The 19,999-nt window shown below is 59.6% G+C and carries 19 protein-coding genes; 13 read left to right on the top strand and 6 right to left on the bottom strand.

Annotated elements, in window-relative coordinates; genetic code table 11:
- Nucleotides 1-9: 9 nt before the first annotated feature.
- From ABJO75_RS18880 to glp, 4 genes are read left to right on the top strand one after another with little or no spacing between them, the layout of a single operon-like run.
- Nucleotides 10-900 carry a formate dehydrogenase accessory sulfurtransferase FdhD gene (locus ABJO75_RS18880; RefSeq protein WP_348124431.1) on the top strand — a complete coding sequence of 297 codons (891 nt, stop codon included), beginning with the start codon at nt 10-12 and terminating at the stop codon, nt 898-900.
- Nucleotides 897-1,517, top strand: coding sequence for a molybdenum cofactor guanylyltransferase MobA (mobA, locus tag ABJO75_RS18875; RefSeq protein ID WP_348124237.1), 621 nt, complete (start codon nt 897-899; stop codon nt 1,515-1,517). Before ABJO75_RS18880 ends, mobA begins: the two co-directional genes overlap by 4 nt.
- Nucleotides 1,514-2,005: a molybdopterin-guanine dinucleotide biosynthesis protein B gene (gene mobB, locus ABJO75_RS18870; RefSeq protein ID WP_348124235.1), complete on the top strand. Its 492-nt coding sequence runs from the start codon at nt 1,514-1,516 to the stop codon at nt 2,003-2,005. Before mobA ends, mobB begins: the two co-directional genes overlap by 4 nt.
- On the top strand, nt 2,002-4,107 hold the full coding sequence (glp, locus tag ABJO75_RS18865) for a gephyrin-like molybdotransferase Glp (protein WP_348124233.1): 2,106 nt from the start codon (nt 2,002-2,004) through the stop codon (nt 4,105-4,107). Before mobB ends, glp begins: the two co-directional genes overlap by 4 nt.
- 26 nt (nt 4,108-4,133) lie before the next feature.
- Here the strand turns inward: glp and ABJO75_RS18860 are convergent, their stop codons facing one another.
- The 5 genes from ABJO75_RS18860 to ABJO75_RS18840 are packed head-to-tail and all read right to left on the bottom strand — an operon-like array spanning nt 4,134 to nt 9,573.
- Nucleotides 4,134-5,093, bottom strand: a complete 960-nt coding sequence (locus ABJO75_RS18860; protein ID WP_348124231.1) for a 2-hydroxyacid dehydrogenase — start codon at nt 5,091-5,093, stop codon at nt 4,134-4,136.
- Nucleotide 5,094: 1 nt separating this feature from the next.
- Nucleotides 5,095-5,943, bottom strand: coding sequence for a fumarylacetoacetate hydrolase family protein (locus ABJO75_RS18855; RefSeq protein WP_348124229.1), 849 nt, complete (start codon nt 5,941-5,943; stop codon nt 5,095-5,097).
- Between the two features lie 14 nt (nt 5,944-5,957).
- Complete coding sequence (locus ABJO75_RS18850; protein ID WP_348124227.1) at nt 5,958-7,745, bottom strand: IlvD/Edd family dehydratase; 1,788 nt, start codon at nt 7,743-7,745, stop codon at nt 5,958-5,960.
- 30 nt (nt 7,746-7,775) lie between these two features.
- Nucleotides 7,776-8,516, bottom strand: coding sequence for an SDR family oxidoreductase (locus ABJO75_RS18845; protein ID WP_348124224.1), 741 nt, complete (start codon nt 8,514-8,516; stop codon nt 7,776-7,778).
- Entirely contained in the window at nt 8,497-9,573 is a 1,077-nt protein-coding gene (locus ABJO75_RS18840; protein ID WP_348124223.1) for an L-idonate 5-dehydrogenase, read from the bottom strand. Before ABJO75_RS18840 ends, ABJO75_RS18845 begins: the two co-directional genes overlap by 20 nt.
- 121 nt (nt 9,574-9,694) lie before the next feature.
- Here ABJO75_RS18840 and ABJO75_RS18835 point away from each other — a divergent pair, with 121 nt between their 5' ends.
- From ABJO75_RS18835 to denD, 3 genes are read left to right on the top strand one after another with little or no spacing between them, the layout of a single operon-like run.
- Entirely contained in the window at nt 9,695-10,462 is a 768-nt protein-coding gene (locus tag ABJO75_RS18835) for an SDR family oxidoreductase (protein ID WP_348124221.1), read from the top strand.
- Nucleotides 10,463-10,476: 14 nt separating this feature from the next.
- The gene (locus tag ABJO75_RS18830; RefSeq protein ID WP_348124214.1) at nt 10,477-11,361 is read left to right on the top strand and encodes an NAD(P)-dependent oxidoreductase; all 885 of its coding nucleotides are present in this window, start codon (nt 10,477-10,479) and stop codon (nt 11,359-11,361) included.
- A gap of 3 nt (nt 11,362-11,364) precedes the next feature.
- The gene (gene denD / locus ABJO75_RS18825) at nt 11,365-12,339 is read left to right on the top strand and encodes a D-erythronate dehydrogenase (RefSeq protein WP_348124212.1); all 975 of its coding nucleotides are present in this window, start codon (nt 11,365-11,367) and stop codon (nt 12,337-12,339) included.
- Here denD and ABJO75_RS18820 read toward each other — a convergent pair.
- Nucleotides 12,309-12,983: a GntR family transcriptional regulator gene (locus ABJO75_RS18820; protein WP_348124210.1), complete on the bottom strand. Its 675-nt coding sequence runs from the start codon at nt 12,981-12,983 to the stop codon at nt 12,309-12,311. The genes denD and ABJO75_RS18820 overlap by 31 nt on opposite strands.
- A 189-nt stretch (nt 12,984-13,172) precedes the next feature.
- On the opposite strand from ABJO75_RS18820, the gene ABJO75_RS18815 reads away from it, so the two are divergent.
- The 6 genes from ABJO75_RS18815 to ABJO75_RS18790 all read left to right on the top strand — a co-directional run bounded on the left by ABJO75_RS18815 (nt 13,173) and on the right by ABJO75_RS18790 (nt 19,998).
- Nucleotides 13,173-14,198 (top strand): TRAP transporter substrate-binding protein, encoded by a 1,026-nt coding sequence (locus ABJO75_RS18815; RefSeq protein ID WP_348124208.1) that lies wholly within the window; start codon nt 13,173-13,175, stop codon nt 14,196-14,198.
- 69 nt (nt 14,199-14,267) lie between these two features.
- Nucleotides 14,268-14,834 (top strand): TRAP transporter small permease, encoded by a 567-nt coding sequence (locus ABJO75_RS18810; RefSeq protein WP_348124206.1) that lies wholly within the window; start codon nt 14,268-14,270, stop codon nt 14,832-14,834.
- Between the two features lie 31 nt (nt 14,835-14,865).
- Nucleotides 14,866-16,452: a TRAP transporter large permease subunit gene (locus tag ABJO75_RS18805; protein WP_348124204.1), complete on the top strand. Its 1,587-nt coding sequence runs from the start codon at nt 14,866-14,868 to the stop codon at nt 16,450-16,452.
- Nucleotides 16,453-16,558: 106 nt separating this feature from the next.
- On the top strand, nt 16,559-18,070 hold the full coding sequence (locus ABJO75_RS18800) for an altronate dehydratase family protein (RefSeq protein WP_348124203.1): 1,512 nt from the start codon (nt 16,559-16,561) through the stop codon (nt 18,068-18,070).
- Nucleotides 18,067-19,062: a Gfo/Idh/MocA family oxidoreductase gene (locus ABJO75_RS18795; protein ID WP_348124201.1), complete on the top strand. Its 996-nt coding sequence runs from the start codon at nt 18,067-18,069 to the stop codon at nt 19,060-19,062. The genes ABJO75_RS18800 and ABJO75_RS18795 overlap by 4 nt, the downstream gene beginning before the upstream one ends.
- 48 nt (nt 19,063-19,110) lie before the next feature.
- Nucleotides 19,111-19,998 carry an NAD(P)-dependent oxidoreductase gene (locus tag ABJO75_RS18790; protein ID WP_348124199.1) on the top strand — a complete coding sequence of 296 codons (888 nt, stop codon included), beginning with the start codon at nt 19,111-19,113 and terminating at the stop codon, nt 19,996-19,998.
- Nucleotide 19,999: the final 1 nt, after the last annotated feature.

The following is a 19,999-nucleotide window of genomic DNA, read 5'->3' as shown; positions in this document are numbered from 1 at the left end:
CGGGGAGGTTTGCAATTGGCCAAAGAAGTGGACATCGCGGACTATATCATCGCGCCTGACCCTTCGGCCGCGCGGTTGACGCGGGCCGTCGAAGGGGTTGATCAAGCCGGTGAGATCAGCCGGATCAATGTGGTGGAAGAGCGCCCGCTGACGATTTTCCTCAATGCGCAGGAAATCGTGACGGCGATGACGATTGGCGATTATCCCGAATACCTGGCGTTGGGCTTCCTGCGCAATCAAGGGATGCTGTTGCCTGATGACCGGATCACCGGGGTCGACTACGACGATGATCTGGAAACCGTCGTCGTGCGGACCGAACGTCAGACCAGCTACGAAGAGAAGCTGAAGAAGAAGACCCGCACCTCAGGCTGTGCCGTGGGCACGGTTTTTGGCGACATGATGGAAGGGCTCGAAGATGTGCGCCTGCCTGCAACGCCGGTGCGCACGAGCTGGCTCTATGCGCTTTCGGCCACGATAAACCGGACACCGTCGCTGTACCTCGAAGCGGGGGCCATTCACGGCACCGTCCTGTGCAATGAGGATCGGCCCTTGGTCTATATGGAGGACGTTGGCCGACATAACGCGGTCGACAAAATTGCAGGCTGGATGCTGCAGACCGGCACCGGGGCCGAGGACAAAATCCTTTACACCACCGGGCGGCTGACCTCGGAAATGGTGATCAAGACGGCGATGATGGGCATTCCGGTGCTCGCCTCGCGCTCCGGATTCACGGCCTGGGGCGTAGAGATTGCACGACAGGTGGGGCTGACACTGATCGGCCGGATGCGTGGGCAGCGGTTTGTTTGCCTTGCAGGCGACGAGCGATTGTTGCGCGATGTTGACCCTGCGTCGGTTCCGGCCGAGGAGCGCAAACATCGCAGAAAGAGTGCTGAGGCATGAGCGGTCCACTGGGGGTGATCCTTGCCGGCGGGCTGGCAACCCGGATGGGTGGCGGCGACAAGGGATTGCTGACCTTGGGGGGCCGTCCTCTGCTGTCGCATGTGATTGATCGGCTGGCACCGCAGGTGTCGGGTCTGGCGTTGAATGCCAACGGGGAAGCAGCACGGTTCGACGAATTTGGTTTGCCGGTTCTTGCTGACAGTATCTCAGGTTACGCCGGGCCATTGGCCGGGGTACTGGCCGGACTTGATTGGGCTGCGACGCAAGGTGCAGACAGCATTGTGACAGCGGCCGCAGACACACCGTTCTTTCCCGCCGATCTGGTGGCCCGCCTGCAAGCGACCGGGCAGGGCATAGAAACAGCTCTGGTTCTGGCCGCCACGCCGGATGCCAAGCGTGGTCAGGTGCGGCACCCGACCTTTGGTCTGTGGCCCGTGTCGTTGCGCGACGATCTGCGCGCGGCATTGAATGATGGCCTGCGCAAGGTGGTGTTGTGGACCGAGCGACACAAAGGGCGCGAGGCCGTGTTTCCAATCGGTGATGTCGATCCGTTTTTCAACGTCAACACGCCCGAGGACTTGGCCAAGGCCGAGCAGATGCGAAAGGGCGCGTCGTGAAGGTTTATGGGATCGTCGGCTGGAAAAACACCGGCAAGACCGGGCTGGTCGAACGGTTGGTGGTCGAGATCACGCGGCGTGGATATTCAGTTTCGACCCTCAAGCATGCCCATCACGCGTTTGACGTCGATCAGCCGGGGCGGGACAGCCACCGCCATCGCGTGGCTGGGGCGCAAGAAGTGTTGCTGGGATCAGGCAAACGCTGGGCGCTGATGCACGAGTTGCGGGATGAGGACGAGCCGGGGATGGAGGCGTTGCTGGCGCGTTTGTCACCAGTCGATCTGGTACTGATTGAAGGATACAAATCAGAGACCCATGCCAAGATCGAAACGCATCGGGCCGAAGCGGGCCAGAGATTGATTGCTACCGACGACACAACCATTCGCGCGGTGGCAAGCAACGTGCCGCTCGAGATGGATTGTCCGGTTTTTGATCTGGATGACACATCAGGGATCGCTGATTTCATTCTTGCCGAGGTTGGCCTGTGAGTCGGTTTGACACCTTTGTTGTCGTGGATTGGTCTGGTGGAAACGACCGGGGAGCGAAACCGAAAAAGGACGCAATCTGGGCCTGCATCGCGCGCGAGGGTCAGACCGAAGAACCTGTGTATCTGCGCAACCGCCAGGTCGCCGAAGAGTGGTTGCGCGATCTACTCGAAGCTGAGACCGCCGCGAGGCGTCGCGTCATGATCGGCTTTGATTTCCCGTTTGGCTATCCTGCTGGGTTTTGCCGCGCTCTGACCGGCGGCGATGATCCGTTGGTTTTGTGGGATTGGCTTGAGAAACAGATCAACGACGCGCCGAAAGGCAACAACCGGTTTGACGTTGCGGGCGAGATCAATCGTACGATTGGAAATGGGCGCGGACCGTTCTGGGGCAACGGATTGAGCCGTGACATCGACGGATTGCCGCGTAACAAGACCGCTTACGCCAACGATTTCATCGAACGACGTGCCTGTGAACAACAGGCCAAGGGCAGTTTTGCCTGCTGGCAGTTGTCTGGTGCCGGGGCGGTCGGCTCGCAGATCCTGATGGGTTTGCCAGTACTGGCGCGGTTGCGGCGACACCTTGCAGGCGCAGTTTCCGTCTGGCCATTCGAACCGCTCGATACGCCGGTCGCGTTGGTCGAAATCTGGCCGGGCCTGATCAATCCTGTGGTCAAACAGGCCGAGGCAAATGGCGAATTGCGTGATGCGGCGCAGGTGCGGTTGCTGGCCGGTGCACTGTCACGGCTGGACCCCTCAGCCCTTGATGAAATGCTGGCTGTCGATGCGCCGGAGGAAGGATGGATCATGGGGTTGGGTCACGAAGTACGCCTGATAGATACAGCCCGCGAGCCGATCGCGCCTCCGCCGTTGCGTAACGATTGCTTTGCCTTGCCCGCCGGTGTCGCATGGACGCCGGTTGAGGATGCGCTGGACTTGCTGCGTAGCAGGCTGAACCCGGTGACGGGCACTGAAACCATTCCGCTGCAAGATGCGTTTGGCCGTGTGTTGGCGCAGGACGTGATAGCGGCGCGATCCAACCCGCCACAGCCGAACTCGGCGGTCGATGGCTATGGCTTTGCCGGCGGCGCGGCCGAAGGATCGCATGTGCTGCCCTTGACCGAAGGCCGCGCTGCGGCCGGGGTGCCGTTTGATGGAACCGTTCCGTCAGGCCATGCGATCCGAATTCTGACCGGTGCGGCTGTGCCCGGTGGAGTGGATACGGTGATCCTCGAAGAGGATGTAACCTGCGACGGAGTCCAGATCGCTTTTCGGGGGCCGCTGAAAGCTGGCGCGAACACGCGCAAGGCGGGCGAAGATGTGGTTGCGGGCGACGTGGCCCTGCGCGTGGGGCGAGTGATCACTGCGGCAGATCTGGCGCTGATGTCGGCGGTGGGTATTGCGCGTGTGCCGGTTCGCAAACGCCTGCGGGTCGCTGTGCTGTCAACCGGGGACGAACTTGTCGAGCCGGGAGACGCCGCGGCAGCCGGGCAGATTTTTGATGCAAACCGACCCATGCTGTTGTCGATGGCGCAGGCGTTTGGATTTGACGCGGTGGATTTGGGTCGTGTCGCCGATGACCGCGAAACACTACGCGCGCGGCTTGATGCGGCGGCACAATCGGCGGACGTCATCCTGACCAGCGGTGGTGCTTCTGCAGGGGACGAGGATCATGTGTCGGCCCTGCTGCAAGAGGCCGGTGCGATGCAGGAATGGCGGATTGCGATCAAGCCGGGGCGGCCCTTGGCGCTTGGTTTATGGCAGGGCGTCCCGGTGTTCGGGCTGCCCGGGAATCCGGTTGCGGCGATGGTTTGCACCTTGGTGTTTGCACGCCCCGCGATGAGCCTGCTGGCGGGGGCCGCGTGGTGCGAGCCGCAAGGGTTTGATGTGCCCGCTGCATTTGAAAAGCGGAAGAAACCGGGACGGCGCGAATATCTGCGCGCGCGGGTGCGTGACGGGCGCGCCGAGGTTTTTGCCTCGGAAGGGTCAGGTCGGATCAGCGGGTTGAGCTGGGCCGAAGGGCTGGTCGAGATTGGAGATGGCGAACGCCACATCCGCCCCGGTGATCCTGTGCGGTTCATTCCCTACGGCAGCTTCGGGCTCTAGCACAACGCCAGAGCCCAAGCCGGTCTTCAGAGGCCTTTGCACTCAGGTACGGGGGTGACCGTGGTGCCGTCCTTCAGCCATTGGCTGAGGTTGTCGCAAGTCAGATCGCCCATCGCTTGCCGGGTCTCGTGCGTTGCGCTGCCCACATGGGGTTGCAGGACCACGTTGTCCATCGTGAAGAGTTCAGCCGGGACTTTGGGTTCCTGTTCGAACACGTCAAGGCCCGCACCACCAAGACGACCCTCCTTGAGTGCTTTGATCATCGCTGTCTCGTCGACGACTGATCCACGCGAGACATTGACCAGAATACCATCGGGGCCAAGTGCGTCGATCACCTGTTCGCTGATCAGGTGTTTGGTTGCGGCCCCGCCCGGCGTGATGCAGATCAGAACGTCGCTGTCGGCGGCCATTTCAGCCAGATCGGCGTAGTATCGATAGCTGACGTTTTTGTCGCTGCGGGAATGATAGACCACGGTGCTTTCAAACACCCCAAGCCGGTCGGCAATTGCCTGCCCGATGCGGCCCAACCCGACAATGCCCACGGTCCGCCCCTGAACCGAGTGGGTCAGAGGCGTGCTGCCTTCGTTTTCCCAACGGCCAGCCCGGACATAGGCATCGTTTGGCACCAATCTGCGGCTGACGGCGAACCAAAGGAGCAGGGCTGTATTGGCAACTTCGGCATTTAGCACGTTCGGCGTGTGGGTGACGATGATGCCACGTTTGGCCGCAGCATTCGCATCTATGGCGTCATAGCCGACGCCATAGCTGGACACGATTTTCAGGTTCGGCAACGCGGCCATCAGGTCAGGACGAACGCCGTCATGACCATTGGTCAGAACGGCAGTGATTGCCACGCCGTGGTCGGCCAGAAACTGGGCTTGGTCCGGCTGATCAGACAGGGCATGAACGGTGAAATCGGCAGTCAGCCGGGCCATCATTCTGTCGGTGACCGATCCGATCATCAGAAGGTCGGGTTTGGCGGCCATCTCAACTGTCCTCGGTCACGGTCTGGGTCTGTTGGCCCAGCCCTTCGATCCAGACATCCATCCGGTCGCCGGATTTCAGATAAACTGGTTCCGGTTTCATTCCCATGCCGACACCCGGAGGCGTTCCGGTCGAGATCACGTCGCCCGGATGCAGGGTCATGAGACCAGACAGATGCTCGATGATTTGCGCCACGGTAAAGATCATGGTGTTGGTGTTGCCGGTCTGCTTGCGCTCGCCGTTCACGTCCAGCCACATGTCGAGGCTTTGCACATCGGCGATCTCATCGCGTGTCACCAGCCAGGGGCCAGTTGGACCGAAGGTGTCGCAGGATTTGCCCTTGGTCCATTGGCCGGTCAGTTGCGTCTGAAAGTACCGTTCGGACACATCGTTGATCACGCAATACCCGGCGACGTAATCCAGAGCGTCGGCCTCGCTGACATATTTCGCGGTTTTGCCGATCACCACACCCAGTTCCACTTCCCAGTCGGTATGGGTCGAGCCGCGCGGCATGCTGACGTTATCGTTGGGGCCGACCACGGCAGAATTGGCCTTGAAGAACAGAATCGGGTGCTCGGGAATGTCAGCACCGGTTTCGGCCGCGTGGTCAGAGTAGTTCAGTCCGATGCAGAGAAATTTGCCGATATTGCCGACACAGGGGCCAAGCCGTGGGTTGCCCGAAACCTCTGGCAGGCTGGCCGGGCTAAGCGCGCGCAATTGGTCAAGGCTGGCGTCATCCAGTGCGGTCCCCGCGATGTCAGCCACATGGTCGGACAGATCGCGCAATGTACCGTCTCCATCGATCAGGCCGGGTTTCTCTGCGCCGGGTTCACCGTAACGTACGAGTTTCATCAGATATTCTCCTGTTAGTGATTGTCGCGCGGGGTCGATTTCCGCGCGATGTCTTTGAATTCGGTTGCGCCATCCAGCACCATGCCTTCCGAGAAGGGACGGACCTTTTCGCGGAACATGTCCTGCCATGGCGATTGGCTGGGCGGGGCAAAGGGGCGGTCGGGCAGGGCGGCGCGGCGGCGGTCAAGTTCTGCGTCGTCAACCAGCATGTTGGCGGTGCAGGCGCGCAGGTCGATGCGGATACGGTCCCCGGTTGCGACCAGCCCCAGACCACCGCCATCGGCGGCTTCGGGCGAGGCGTTCAGGATCGAAGGGCTGCCCGAGGTGCCGGACTGACGGCCATCTCCGACACAGGGCAGGGCGTGGATGCCGCGCTTGAGCAGATAGGCCGGCGGGCGCATGTTCACGACCTCGGCACCTCCGGGATAGCCGATAGGGCCCGCGCCGCGCATGATCAGCACACAATTTTCGTCAATCGCGAGGCTTTCGTCGTCGATCCGTTTGTGAAAATCCTCGGGTCCGTCAAAGACGATGGCGCGGCCTTCGAAGGCATCTGGGTCATCGGGGTTGGAAAGATATCGGTCGCGGAATTCCTTGGAGATCACGCTGGTCTTCATGATTGCACTGTCAAACAGATTGCCCGACAGGTTGATGAAGCCGGCCTCCTTGGTCATCGGCTCGGCAATCGGTTTGATCACATCCGGGGTTTCCGTGCGTTTGTCGCCGCAGTTTTCGGCCATGGTCTTGCCATTCGCGGTGATTGCGTCGGGATGCGGCAGAAGACCTGCGCCCAGTAGTTCACCGATCACGGCAGGAACGCCACCGGCGTGGAAATAATCCTCACCCAGATAGGCACCTGCCGGTTGCAGGTTGACCAGCAACGGGACCTTGTGCCCCAGCTTTTGCCAATCATCATTGTCAAGTTCGACGCCGAGATGGCGGGCGATCGCGTTCAGGTGGATCGGCGCGTTGGTCGATCCCCCGATCGCCGAATTGACTACCACTGCGTTTTCAAAGGCTTCGCGGGTCATGATGTCGGTTGGCCGCAAGTCGTCATGGACCATCTGAACGATGCGTTTTCCGGTTTCGTAACTGATCTGCCCGCGCTTGCGATAGGCGGCTGGAATCGCGGCAGAGCCGGGCAATTGCATGCCAAGCGCCTCGGCCAGCGAGTTCATCGTGCTGGCTGTGCCCATGGTGTTGCAATAGCCGACCGAAGTTGCGGACGAAGACACCAGTTCAAGAAAGCCGTCGTCGTCGATATCACCGGCGGCGAGCAATTCGCGTGCTTTCCAGACAATGGTGCCCGATCCGGTACGCTCGCCCCGGAACCAGCCGTTCAGCATCGGGCCGACCGAGAGTGCAACTGCCGGAATGTTGACCGTTGCCGCCGCCATCAAGAGGGCAGGCGTGGTCTTGTCGCAACCGATGTTCAGCACGACGCCGTCGATTGGATAGCCATACAGCGTTTCCACCAGCGACAGGTACGCGAGGTTGCGATCAAGCATCGCGGTGGGGCGCTTGCCGGTTTCCTGAATTGGATGCACCGGGATTTCGATCACTGTGCCACCAGAAGAAATCACACCATCGCGCACGCGCTTTGACAGTTCGATATGGTGCCGGTTGCAAGGGCTGAGATCACTGCCGGTCTGGGCGATGCCGATGATCGGCTTTCCAGATTGCAGTTCTTCGCGTGTGAGCCCGTAGTTCAGATAACGCTCGAGATAGAGCGCGGTCATTTCCGGATCATCCGGGTTGTTGAACCATTTTTGCGACCGAAGCGGGGGTTTCTTGTCCGACATGAAACGCTTTCCTTTAGAGATATTTCGTGGTCAGCCGGACCAGCCACCGTCGATGACATGAGGCTGGCCGGTGGTAAAGCCGCTTTCGTCGCTGGCGAGGTACACCACGAGTGCGGCGATTTCCTCGGCCGTTGCGATACGGCCCATGGGCTGGCGGGCGACAAAATCCTTCATCGCCTTTTCGTAATCCCCGGTGGCACGCAGCCGGTCGTGCAGCGACGGGCTTTCGACCGTGCCGGGGCAGATGGCGTTACAGCGGATGCCCTGGGTGATGTATTCAATGGCCACCGACTTGGTCAGCCCGATCACCGCCGCCTTGGAGGTGCCATACACGCAACGGTTTGGAGCGCCGATAATCGAGGAGCAGGCCGAGGACATGTTGATGATCGAACCCGAACCGCGTTCCAGCATTCCAGGCAAGGCGGCGCGGATCGTGCGGAACATGGATTTGACGTTCAGGTCCAGCGCAAACTCCAGATCGTCATCGATGGCATCAAGGATCGAGCCCGCATGTACAAAGCCGGCACAGTTGAACAGAACGTCCGGCGCGGCGCGGGCAACTCCATCCGCAACCGACTCCTTGTTCAGCACGTCCATCGTGAATGTTTCAACTTGCGCCCCGGCTTCGGCCGCGAGGGCTGCCAGTGAATCGGGGTTGATATCGGTCGCAATGACCTGCGCCCCCTCGGCGGCCATGGCGAGGACAGAAGCCTTGCCGATGCCCTGTCCCGCTGCTGTTACCAATGCGCGCTTACCGTCCAGTCGTGCCATCTGTCGCCTCGTGTTGGTGTGGTGTTGTAAAATCTATCTGAACCTTCATCGCACGGGTGCGGTCGCCCGCCATTTCAAAGGCTTGCTCGGCGCGGTCCAGTGGGAATCGGGCGCTGAGAAGGGGTTTCAGCTGCAATGTTCCGGCGTTGATCAAGGCGACGGCCTCTGCGAATTCCGGATGGAACCGAAAGGCGCCGCGCAGGTCGATTTCCTTTGCGACCAACAGGTTCAGTGGTAGCGATGCGTCGCCACCCAGCCCGACCTGAACCAGCACGGACCGGCGGCGCAATACGTCAAGTCCGGTGCGCAGCGCCTGTTCATTGCCAGAGGCCTCGATCATCACGTCAAAACTGGTTTGGTCGGCCCGAAATTCATCGACCCAGTCCCCGTGTTTGGCGACGTTGATGGCTTGATCGGCCCCTGTGGCTCTGGCGATGTCGAGCACGTGGTCGATCACGTCGGTCACGAAAACCAGCGCTGCGCCTCGCGATCTCGCGGCGAGCATTGCCAGCGCGCCGATTGGGCCACAGCCGGTGATCAGAACCCGCTTGCCGGCAATATCCCCGGCCCGGTTCAGCGCATGCAAGGCGACGGATAGCGGTTCGGCAAAGGCGGCCAGTTCTGCCGGAACGTCCGGGGAAATGACGTGGCACTGGCTGGCATCCGCGATCAGTTCTTCGCGAAATGCGCCTTGGATATGAGGCATCGGCATGGCGCTGCCATAGAACCGCATGTTCAGACAATGGTTAAAGAGGTTGCGGTGGCAATAGTCGCAGGAATGGCAGGGACGGCTCGGAGAAATGGCGATTCTGTCGCCGACGGCGAGGTCCGCCACGCCGTCGCCAACCTCGGCGATGGTCCCGGAAACCTCATGGCCCAGGATCATCGGTTCGCGCAGCCGGACAGTCCCGAATCCACCGTCGTGATAGTAATGCAGATCAGAACCGCAGATGCCGCCCGCCTCGATTTTCACCCTGACCTGACCGGCTGAAACGGATTCACAAGCGCTTGATTCTACGCGTAAATCCTTTGCCGCGTGGATGACCACAGCTTTCATTTGTCCTCCCAGAACCAGCTTAGAAAGATGCTGTTTTTTAATGGCCTAGTCGAAAGCGATTCAAAATACTAGGGTCCAGTTCCGTCGGGTCACCGGCGTTTGACTTTGCGGGAGAGAGCGTTTGACAGAGAAATATTTCGACCTGACAGGCAAGCGGGCGCTGGTCACCGGCTCCAGCCTTGGGATCGGGCGAGCGCTGGCCAGAGGGCTGGCTGAACACGGCGCAAGTGTTGTGCTGAATGCACGAAATGCAGCCCGATTGAGCGAGACGGCAGAGGCGTTGCGGGCAGATGGGTTCGACGTTTCCGAGGCGGCTTTTGATGTGACTGATGGCTCGGCGGTGCGCGAGAATATTTCCCGTATCGAGGATCAGCTCGGCGCGATCGATATTCTGATCAACAACGCCGGAATGCAGCATCGCGCATCGCTGGAGGAATTTCCCGAAGAGGCATGGGATCAGTTGCTGCGCACCAACGTGACCAGTGCTTTTCTGGTAGGCAAGGCGGTCGCCGGTCACATGATCGGACGGGGTCAGGGCAAGATCATCAACATCGCCTCGGTCCAGAGTGAATTGGCCCGCCCAGGTATCGCGCCCTACACCGCGACCAAGGGGGCGATCCGCAACCTGACACGCGGCATGGCAACCGACTGGGCACGGCACGGGTTGCAGTGCAACGCCATCGCGCCGGGGTATTTCAAGACACCGCTGAATCAGGCCTTGGTCGATGATCCGGCCTTTACCGAATGGCTGGAAAAACGCACACCTGCCGGGCGTTGGGGCGATGTGCACGAACTGGTCGCAGCGGCGGTGTTTCTCGCCGGATCCGGTTCATCGTTTGTGAATGGTCAAACGCTGTTTGTTGACGGCGGCATGACCGCGTCGATCTAAGGGAGAGATTACAGATGAAACCGACAATTGCCGTTTTGGGCACCGGGCTGATGGGTGGGCCGATGGCGCGCAACCTGCTGGGGGCCGGATTTCCGGTGCGGGCGTGGAATCGAACGCCGGCCAAGGCCGAGCCGCTGGTGGCCGACGGTGCCACGCTGTGTCAAAACCCGGCAGAGGCTGTGGACGGCGCGGACTTTGTAATCACGATGCTGAGCGACGGGGTGGCGACAGGGGCCATGACGCGCGATGCCGATGTGATGGGCGCATTGACGCGCGGTGCTGTCTGGTTGGACATGAGTTCGACCAAGCCAGAAGAGGCGCGGGCGCAGCAGGAACATCTGGCCAGTCTTGGTGTCGATCATCTGGACGCCCCCGTGTCCGGAGGCACCAAAGGGGCCGAAGCGGGTAGCCTTGCCATCATGGTCGGCGGAGAGGTGGCCGCGTTCGAACGGGCGGTCCCAGTGTTTGAGGCGATGGGCCGACCGGTGCATGTCGGGCCGGCAGGCGCGGGGCAGCTATCCAAACTGGCCAATCAGGCGATTGTCGCGGTCACAATTGGCGCGGTGGCCGAGGCGATGTTGCTTCTGGAGAAAGGCGGAGCAAATCCGGCAGCGGTGCGCGACGCGCTGAAAGGCGGCTTTGCCGACAGTACGATCCTGCAACAGCATGGCGCGCGCATGACCGAGCGCAACTTTGTCCCCGGCGGCCTCTCAAAATTTCAACTCAAGGATCTGGACAACCTGCTGGGCGAGGCCGCCAGTCTGGGCCTGACGCTGCCCACATCGCAAGACATCCGGAACCGGTTCGACCATTTTTGCAAAGAGATGGACGGCGGAGATAAAGACCATTCGGGGCTCTATCTAGAGCTCTGTGCACGCAATAATTTGAAGGTGGAGTGACTGATGACGAGAATACTGATCCTGGGCGGCGGCGGCATGATTGGCCAAAAACTGGCCCATCATCTGGCGAAAGACGGCTGGGAGGGGCAGCCCGCTGAGGTGATCCTGCACGATGTGGCCTTTGCGCCCGGCGGTGCCGAGGCCGCGCAGCGGATCGCCGGAAGCCTGACCGAGGCCGGTGCCGCAGAGAAGCTGGCCGCGTTGCGACCTGATGTGATCTTTCACCTTGCGTCCATTGTATCGGGCGAGGCCGAGCAGGACTTTGACAAGGGGTGGGACGTGAACATGTTTCCCACCTGGAACCTGCTGTCGGCCTTGCGGGCCGAACGTGAGAACAGCGGTGATACCTATTGGCCCAGGTTGGTGTTTTCGTCGTCCATCGCTGTATTTGGTGCGCCGTTTCCGGAAAAGATCGGGGATGAATTTCTGACCGCGCCGCTAACGTCCTACGGCGCGCAAAAAGCATGCTGTGAGCTGATGGTCGCGGATTTCAGCCGCAAGGGGTTTGTCGATGGTGTATCCATTCGTCTGCCGACGATCTGTGTGCGCCCGGGCAAGCCGAACAAGGCCGCTTCGGGCTTTTTCTCGGGGATCATCCGCGAGCCTTTGAATGGTCAGGATGCGATATTGCCGGTGCCGGATACAGTGCGCCATCTGCATGCGTCGCCCCGATCAGCGGTCGGTTTCTTGATGCGCGCCGGAACGATGGATCTCGAACCACTGGGTGCGCGCCGCAGCCTGAATATGCCGGGCGTGTCCTGCACCATTGCCGAACAGATCGAGGCGTTGCGCGTAGTCGCTGGGGCGGATGCAGTCGCACGCATTCGGTCAGAACCGGATGCAGACATCACAAAGATTGTCTCTGGCTGGCCCCGCGACTTTGAGACCGTGCGAGCGCAGGAATTGGGGTTTGTCGCAGAAACCGATTTTGCCGATATCATCCGAACCTATATCGCGGAAGATTTGACGCCTGCCTGACGGCCCAACAAATTGCGCGACAGGTGGTCATAGATCGCCTGTCGAAGGTCATCAGCATCAGCAGCAAGCGCGCATTCCACGATGCGCGCATGCTCGGCGACATTGTTGGAAAAATAGCCATAGTTGCGCTCTTTAGTGACAAGTTGCTGCCGGAACTGATCGTAGATCGCCTTGAACGTACTCCGCAGCAGCGGGGAATCCGACGCTGAAACCAGCGTTTCGTGGAACCCCCATTCGGCGGCGCACCAGGGATTCAGGGCCTCTGTGATGTCATCCGCCTTGGCGATTCGCGTTTCGATATGAGACAGCTTGTGATGTGCGGCGGTCAGGCGTGCTTCCCATTCCAGCCCTCCGTTGCGCATGGATTGCGTTGCGCCTTCCTGCTCCAAAGTGATGCGAAAACTGGTCAGATCGTTCTGTCGCTGCGTTTCCGAGGGCGGGGTGCGAAACCCGCGCTGGTCCTCAAACAGAACCAGTCCGACGGTCGACAGGCGAAACAAGACTTCGCGCACGGTGTTTGCCGAGCGCCCATATCGCACCTGCAACTCTGATGGTTTAAGCTTGCTGCCGGGTTCAAAATACGCGGTGGTCAGTTTGATCCGCAGGTCTTCGTAGATATCCGTGGTTTCAAAGCGTCTGGTCATATTCGGCCCATATCCGTTTGGTGCGGCGCATGGCAGCATGAATTTTGAATAAACGCAATAATTTCAAAATTTCAAGTATTTCAGATTTTTTGTTGCCGCATGGGAAGCGGGTTGCTAGGCTCACCTTCACGGTCGGCAAGCGCGGGAGGAGAACAGCGTGAGACCGGGCACATAGTTTGGGAGGACGTAATGAAGATTTTGACCAAGGCGGCATCTGCTGTCGGAGTTGCCGCATTGTTGTCGGCGACCGCCATGACCGCATCGGCGGAAACCACGAGCCTGCGCATTCAGACGCATTATGCGCCTGAGACCGTCTCGGGCAAGCTGGCGGCTGAATATGTCGACAACGTGCAAACGATGTCGAATGGCGAAATAGAGATCGAGATGTTCTATTCGTCTTCGGTGGTGAAATCGGTCGAAACCTTTGATGCTGCTGCGACCGGTATCGTGGATTGTGACATGACCGGCGGTGCCTATCAGACGGGCAAGAACGCTGCGTTCCAGTTTGTTGGCGACATCATGGGCGGCTATGATACGCCCTATCAGCAGCTGAGCTGGCTCTACTATGGTGGCGGTCTGGATGCAGCGCAGCAGCTTTACAACAAATATGACATGCAACTGGTTGGCTGGTGGGTCTACGGGCAGGAGAGCTTTGCCTCGTCCAAGCCAATCGCTGAAGTTGCAGACTTCAAGGACTGGAAATTCCGTTCGCCTCCGGGCATGGAAACCAAGATCTTCGAAAAGCTCGGTGCCAAGCCGATCGTGATGGATTTCACCGAAATCTTCACCGCTCTGGAAACCGGTATCATCGATGGCGCGGATGCATCGGGTCTGGCCAACAACGTCGGTCTGGGTCTCTATGATCTGGTCAAATACGCCAACTATCCGGGCTTCCATTCGATGCCGTCCGACCATTTGGCCTGTAACAAGGCGCGGTGGGACGCGATGCCCGAAGCGCACCGCCGGATCATGTCGGTTGCGATGGAGGCACTGGCGCTGCGTACCGCATTGACGTTTGAAAAGAAGAACGCCGAAGCAGCTGCCGAATTGCTTGAGGCTGGCGTAACCCTGTCTGCATGGACGCCGGAAGAAAAGCAGAAATTCCGTGATGCCGCACAGGCAACCTGGACTGAGTTTGCAACGACGCCCGAGGCCGAAGCACTGGTCGAGGCGCATCTGAGCTATCTCAAGCAACTGGGCCTCGTATCCGAGTAACCCACCTTTTGCGCGGGCGGCTGGAAATCTGGCCGCCCGTTTGTTCTGGGCTGATCTTGCGGAGCTGTCATGGTTGAACATGAACGTACAGGCTGGGTGGATGCGTTCACCTGGAGATTCAGCCGGGTGGCGATGATCATTCCGGCGATCATCGTGGCCATCATGTTCTACGAAGTGATCATGCGCTATGTGTTCGAGCAGCCAACCCTGTGGGTGAACGAAGCGTCCCTGTGGATGGGCGGGATGGTCTATCTGTTTTCCGGCCTCTACGCGATGCAGCAACGCAGCCACATCCGTATCTTCATTCTCTATGACATTGCGCCGAAATGGTTGCGGCATGTGTTCGACATCCTGTCGACGCTCGCGATCATCGTGTTTTGTCTGGCGGTGATCTGGGGCGGGTTTGGCGAAGCCTATGCCAAGTTCATGCGGTGGGAGCGGTTTGGCACCGCGTGGGATCCACCAATTCCGGCGACGATGAAGCCGCTGATCCTGATCACGCTGACACTGGTGACAATCCAGGCCGTGTCCAACCTGATCTGTGATTGGAACAAGGAACCAGAGTCACATGACGTGACCGACGATATCGACATCGCAATCGAAGAAGTAAAGCGCGCGCAGAGCAAGGTCGAATAGAGACCGGTCCTGACGCAGCAGGGGACAGAGTATGGATATCGGTACAATTTCACTGGTCCTGCTGGTCGGGATGCTGGCCTTGCTGGCGATTGGCATGCCGCTGGGGTTTGCCTCGGGGTTTCTCGCCGTCGTCGTGATGGTGATGAAGTTCGGACCCGACCTGTTGTTCAGCAACTTCGGCTCGGGGCCAATGAACATTCTGGCCCAGCGGATGTATGGGCTGACGACCGACTATGTTTTGATATCGGTACCGTTGTTCATTCTCATGGCGACCTTACTGGAGCGATCCGGCATAGCGCGGGATATGTATTCGTCCCTGTCGGTCTGGCTGAATCGGACCCGTGGGGGCATCGCCCTTGTGACATCGGTGATGGCGGTGGTGATGGCCGCGATGTCCGGGATCATCGGTGGCGAAGTCGTGTTGTTGGGGTTGATCGCGTTGCCGCAAATGTTGCGGCTTGGCTATGATCAGAACCTTGCCATCGGCACAATCTGCGCCTCGGGATCGTTGGGCACGATGATCCCGCCGTCTATCGTTCTCATCTTTTACGGGCTGATCACCGAGACTTCGATTCACGCGTTGTTCAAAGGCGCGTTTGTGCCGGGCTTCATCCTCGCCTCATGCTATATGCTCTACATCATTGTCCGAACGCGGATAAACCCAGAGCTGGCACCGCTGCCTGAACCGGGTCCGGACGATATGACCGGCGCGCAGAAGGCGGTGTATGGCTCCACATTGTTGTCGCTGATTGCGATCGGTGTGTTGTCAGTGACGTTGATCCGGTCAGGCTTTATCATCAGCATGGGTCGCGTGGACGAAGATACCACGGTGTTGAGCTCGGCACAGATGATGACGCGTATGGGGATCATCGCGGTGCTGCTTGGCTATATTCTCATATACGTCAAACCCAAGCGGATCGCGGCCGCATGGGACGTGGGTAAAGGTATGATCGCGCCGTTGCTGGTGGTGGGCGTCGTGCTGGGGTCGATCTATGGCGGCATCACGGGCATCACCGAGGCGGCGGGCATGGGGACGTTTGCCGTACTGGTCCTGATCATCATGCGCGGAGAGTTTTCCTGGACGCTGGTGCGCGAGGCGTTGATGCGCACGTTCAAATCGACGGGCACGATCATCTGGGTGACATTCGGTGCGACCGCGCTGGCCGGGGCCTATACGATCGCCGGCGGGCCGACTTATGTGGCCAATCTCATCGTCGGTTACGATCTGCCGACGCTGGGCGTGCTGGCGGTGATGATGATCATCTTCCTTTTCCTTGGCGCGTTCATGGACTGGGTCGGGATCGTCTTGCTGGTAATGCCGGTGTTCCTGCCCATCGTTCTGAAACTGCCGATCGACGAGATTGGTGTGTTTTCACCCTTGGTCGACGACCCACGCTTTTTGTCTGTGTGGTTCGGCATCCTGTTCTGTGTGAACATGCAGGTGTCCTTTCTGTCGCCGCCCTTTGGACCTGCGGCGTTCTATCTGAAATCGGTCGCGCCGCCGCACATCTCGTTGCCGGACATCTTCAGAGGGTTTCTGCCGTTTATCGGAATTCAGCTGATCGTCCTGTTGATGATCCTGTTCTTCCCCGAGCTGACGATGTTCTTCCGAGGCTGACACGGAACGAGACACAGGTATGTTGATCGATAACGACATTCATCGGGCGCAGTCGGATTCGTTCTCCCGCGCCTGAAACGCTGCACGGTACAAAGAAAGAAGAGAGATGAAAGATTTCATCCGTCTTGATCCTGACGACAACGTCGTGACCGCAACCCATGCTCTGCAAGCGGGCGTGCCCGTCGAAGAGGCCACGACGACGGCATTGATCCCGTCGGGTCACAAGATCGCGACACGGCAGATCAACGAAGGCGAACAGATACGCAAATATGCGCAGTTCATTGGGCTGGCGTCACAGGATATTGCACCCGGGGATCATGTTCACACTCATAACGTGGCCTTTCGCAACACCGATACCGCTTATGAATTCGGCACCGATCTGCGCCCGGTTGATCCTGTTGCAGACGAGGGCTGCGACACCTTCATGGGCTATCGGCGCGAGAATGGCCGGGTCGGGACACGCAACTATATCGCTGTGGTGACCTCTGTGAACTGTTCGGCAACTGCAGCGCGACGGATCGCAGATGCGTTTGGCCCTGAAGAGATGGCGCAATATCCCAATGTTGATGGTGTCGTGGCCTTTGTGCATGGCACGGGCTGTGGCATGGGGGGCGACGGCGAAGGGTTTGAGGCGTTGCAGCGGGTGATGTGGGGTTATGCGAAGCACCCAAATCATGCCGGTGTGCTGATGGTCGGGCTGGGTTGCGAGATGAACCAGATCGACTGGTTGCTTGAAGCCTACGGGCTGAAACAGGGGCCACTGTTCCAGACCATGAATATCCAATCGGTAGCGGGTTTGCAGCGCACCGTTGCTTTGGGCATCGAAAAGGTGCGGGGGATGCTGCCGCTGGCCAACGAGGCAAAGCGCGAACCTTGCCCGGCGTCAGAGTTGATGGTCGCCTTGCAATGCGGCGGATCGGATGCGTGGTCCGGCATCACCGCCAATCCGGCGCTTGGATATGCCAGCGATCTGCTTGCTGCACAGGGTGGCACCGGGGTTCTGGCCGAAACGCCGGAAATTTACGGGGCCGAGCATCTTTTGACGCGCCGTGCAGCGGACCGTGCTACGGGTGACAAGCTGGTTGGCCTGATCAAGTGGTGGGAGGATTACACCGCCCGTAATCGAGGCAGCATGGACAACAATCCAAGTCCCGGTAACAAAAAAGGCGGGCTGACCACCATTCTCGAAAAATCGCTGGGCGCGGCGGCCAAGGGCGGCACCAGCCCGCTGATGGGTGTCTATAAATACGCGGAGCCCGTCACTGGGCGCGGTTTCACCTTTATGGACAGCCCCGGATATGATCCGGCGAGTGTTACAGGGCAAATTGCCGGTGGCTGCAACCTCGTGGTGTTTACCACCGGACGCGGATCAGCCTTTGGGTCAAAGCCTGCGCCGACGATCAAGGTTGCAACCAATACCGAGATGTACGTGCGGATGATCGACGACATGGACGTAAACGCCGGTGATATGCTGACCGAAGGCGTGACGCTAGAAGAAAAGGGCCGCGAGATTTACGAGATGTTCCTGCGTGTCGCCTCTGGCGAAGCCAGCAAGTCTGAGGCGCAGGGTCTGGGCGACTATGAATTTGTACCCTGGCAGATCGGGGCCGTGATGTGACACGGCTGCTGGTGGCAGGGGCTGGGTTGATTGGCAGCCGCCATATCGCTCATATCCTCGCACAACCGCATCTGACACTGGCGGGGGTTATTGATCCGGATCCTGCCGTTCGGGCAAAGTTCGACGCGCCCGCGTTTGCTTCGATCGATGCAGTTGACGTGGCTGCCGACGGGATCGTGCTGGCCACCCCAAGTGATCTGCACGCCGATCATGCGGAGCAATCCGCGGCGCGGGGCTGGCATATGCTGATCGAAAAGCCGGTTGCCAGCGCGATGGAGCAAGCAGACCGGATCATTGCAGCCGCCCGCGCCGCAGAGGTCAGAACGCTCGTTGGGCATCACCGGAGATATCACCCTAAGGTCAGGGCACTCAAAGACCTGCTTTGTGGCGGAGCGATTGGCCCGCCGGTACTTGCCTCGCTGATCTGGGCACTGAAAAAGCCTGATGCCTATTTTGATGTATCCTGGCGCGCCGGTGTGCAGGGATCACCGGTGCTCATCAATTTGGTGCATGAGGTCGACCTGTTGCGGTTCCTGTTTGGAACGATCACCCATGTGTCGGGCTTTGGCAGTCGGAATGTCCGGGGCAAGGAGAATATCGAAAGCGGAGGCGTGACGCTTGGGTTTAGCGGGGGGCAGGTTGCAACGATTGCCTTTTCCGACGCCACCCCATCACCTTGGGCCTTTGAGGCAGGGACCGGCGAGAACCCCAACATTGCGATCACCGCGCAAGACCACCTGCGTATCATTGGCACCGCCGGAGCGGTAGAATTCCCGTCGCTGACGGTCTGGAGCGGAGCAAATGACTGGTCGCAATCCCCATCGCCCGTGGTGTACCCCGCCGAAGGGGAAGCACCGCTGATCGTGCAATTGAATCATTTTGCCGATGTGATCGCCGGGCGGGATGAACCGCTCGTCGACGCGGAAGAAGGACGGAAAAACCTTGAGCACACGCTGAAGATCGAGAGAGTGCTTGCCGAAAGCGCAGAGTAAGAACCAGTGCAGACGGGTTGCAATGCATACAACTATGGAGAGTGAGAGATGAGCAAACCACATATCGGATTTATCGGCCTAGGCCTGATGGGCGCGGCGATGGTTGGGCGCCTGCAAAGCAAGGGGTACGAATTGACCGTTATGGGCAACGTGACCCGCCCTCGCGTTGACGCCGCCGTGGCCGCAGGGGCAACCGAGGCCAAGACAGCGGCGGAACTGGCCAATGTGTCCGACATCGTGATGCTGTGCATGGATACGTCGGATTCCGTCGAGAGCCGGATGCATGGGGACGACGGCGTGATAGCCGGGTTGAAACCGGGCACCATCGTGGTGGATTTCGGGACGTCGCTTCCCGGCTCGACCAAGGCATTGGGCGCGGCTGTCGCGGAAAAAGGGGCAACCTATCTGGATGCGCCATTGGGACGGACGCCATCGCATGCGGTCGACGGGTTGCTGAACATCATGTGTTCCGGCGACAAGGACGCCTTTGACAAGGTCGAACCGGTGTTTCAGGACCTTGGAGAAAACGTCTTTCATCTTGGCGAATTGGGCAATGGCCACACGATCAAGCTGATCAACAACTTCTTTGCGATGACAACTGCAAACGCGATGGCCGAAGCGTTTGCAATGGCCGACCGCGCGGGCGTCGGGCGCAGCGATCTTTATGACGTGATGTCGGCGGGGCCGCTCAAATCCGGGATGATGGATTTCGTCAAGGCCTACGCCGTAGACGGGGATGCCAACAATCTCGCGTTCTCGGTACAGAATGCATGCAAGGATGTCGGATATTATTCCCAAATGGCCAGCGATCTGGACGCGCCGACGATCATGTCCAATTGTGCACGCGAGGCTCTGGGCCTTGCCGTCGATCAGGGGATGGGAGATGCTCTGGTGCCGGAAATGGTGGATTTCTATGTCAAACGCTTTGCAAAGTAAC

The sequence above is a fragment of the Sedimentitalea sp. genome, from assembly GCF_039973035.1.
Taxonomy (GTDB): Bacteria; Pseudomonadota; Alphaproteobacteria; order Rhodobacterales; family Rhodobacteraceae; genus Sedimentitalea.
The sequence above is the reverse complement of the archived record's forward strand: the minus strand, read 5'-3'. Positions and strand labels throughout refer to the sequence as shown.

Coding starts and splice junctions, on each gene's coding strand:
- mobA (WP_348124237.1), top strand. CDS start 897: ATGAGCGGTCCACTGGGGGTGATCCTTGCCGGCGGGCTGGCAACCCGG.
- ABJO75_RS18860 (WP_348124231.1), bottom strand. CDS start 5,093: ATGGCCGCCAAACCCGACCTTCTGATGATCGGATCGGTCACCGACAGA.
- ABJO75_RS18855 (WP_348124229.1), bottom strand. CDS start 5,943: ATGAAACTCGTACGTTACGGTGAACCCGGCGCAGAGAAACCCGGCCTG.
- ABJO75_RS18850 (WP_348124227.1), bottom strand. CDS start 7,745: ATGTCGGACAAGAAACCCCCGCTTCGGTCGCAAAAATGGTTCAACAAC.
- ABJO75_RS18845 (WP_348124224.1), bottom strand. CDS start 8,516: ATGGCACGACTGGACGGTAAGCGCGCATTGGTAACAGCAGCGGGACAG.
- ABJO75_RS18840 (WP_348124223.1), bottom strand. CDS start 9,573: ATGAAAGCTGTGGTCATCCACGCGGCAAAGGATTTACGCGTAGAATCA.
- ABJO75_RS18830 (WP_348124214.1), top strand. CDS start 10,477: ATGAAACCGACAATTGCCGTTTTGGGCACCGGGCTGATGGGTGGGCCG.
- denD (WP_348124212.1), top strand. CDS start 11,365: ATGACGAGAATACTGATCCTGGGCGGCGGCGGCATGATTGGCCAAAAA.
- ABJO75_RS18820 (WP_348124210.1), bottom strand. CDS start 12,983: ATGACCAGACGCTTTGAAACCACGGATATCTACGAAGACCTGCGGATC.
- ABJO75_RS18815 (WP_348124208.1), top strand. CDS start 13,173: ATGAAGATTTTGACCAAGGCGGCATCTGCTGTCGGAGTTGCCGCATTG.
- ABJO75_RS18810 (WP_348124206.1), top strand. CDS start 14,268: ATGGTTGAACATGAACGTACAGGCTGGGTGGATGCGTTCACCTGGAGA.
- ABJO75_RS18805 (WP_348124204.1), top strand. CDS start 14,866: ATGGATATCGGTACAATTTCACTGGTCCTGCTGGTCGGGATGCTGGCC.
- ABJO75_RS18800 (WP_348124203.1), top strand. CDS start 16,559: ATGAAAGATTTCATCCGTCTTGATCCTGACGACAACGTCGTGACCGCA.
- ABJO75_RS18790 (WP_348124199.1), top strand. CDS start 19,111: ATGAGCAAACCACATATCGGATTTATCGGCCTAGGCCTGATGGGCGCG.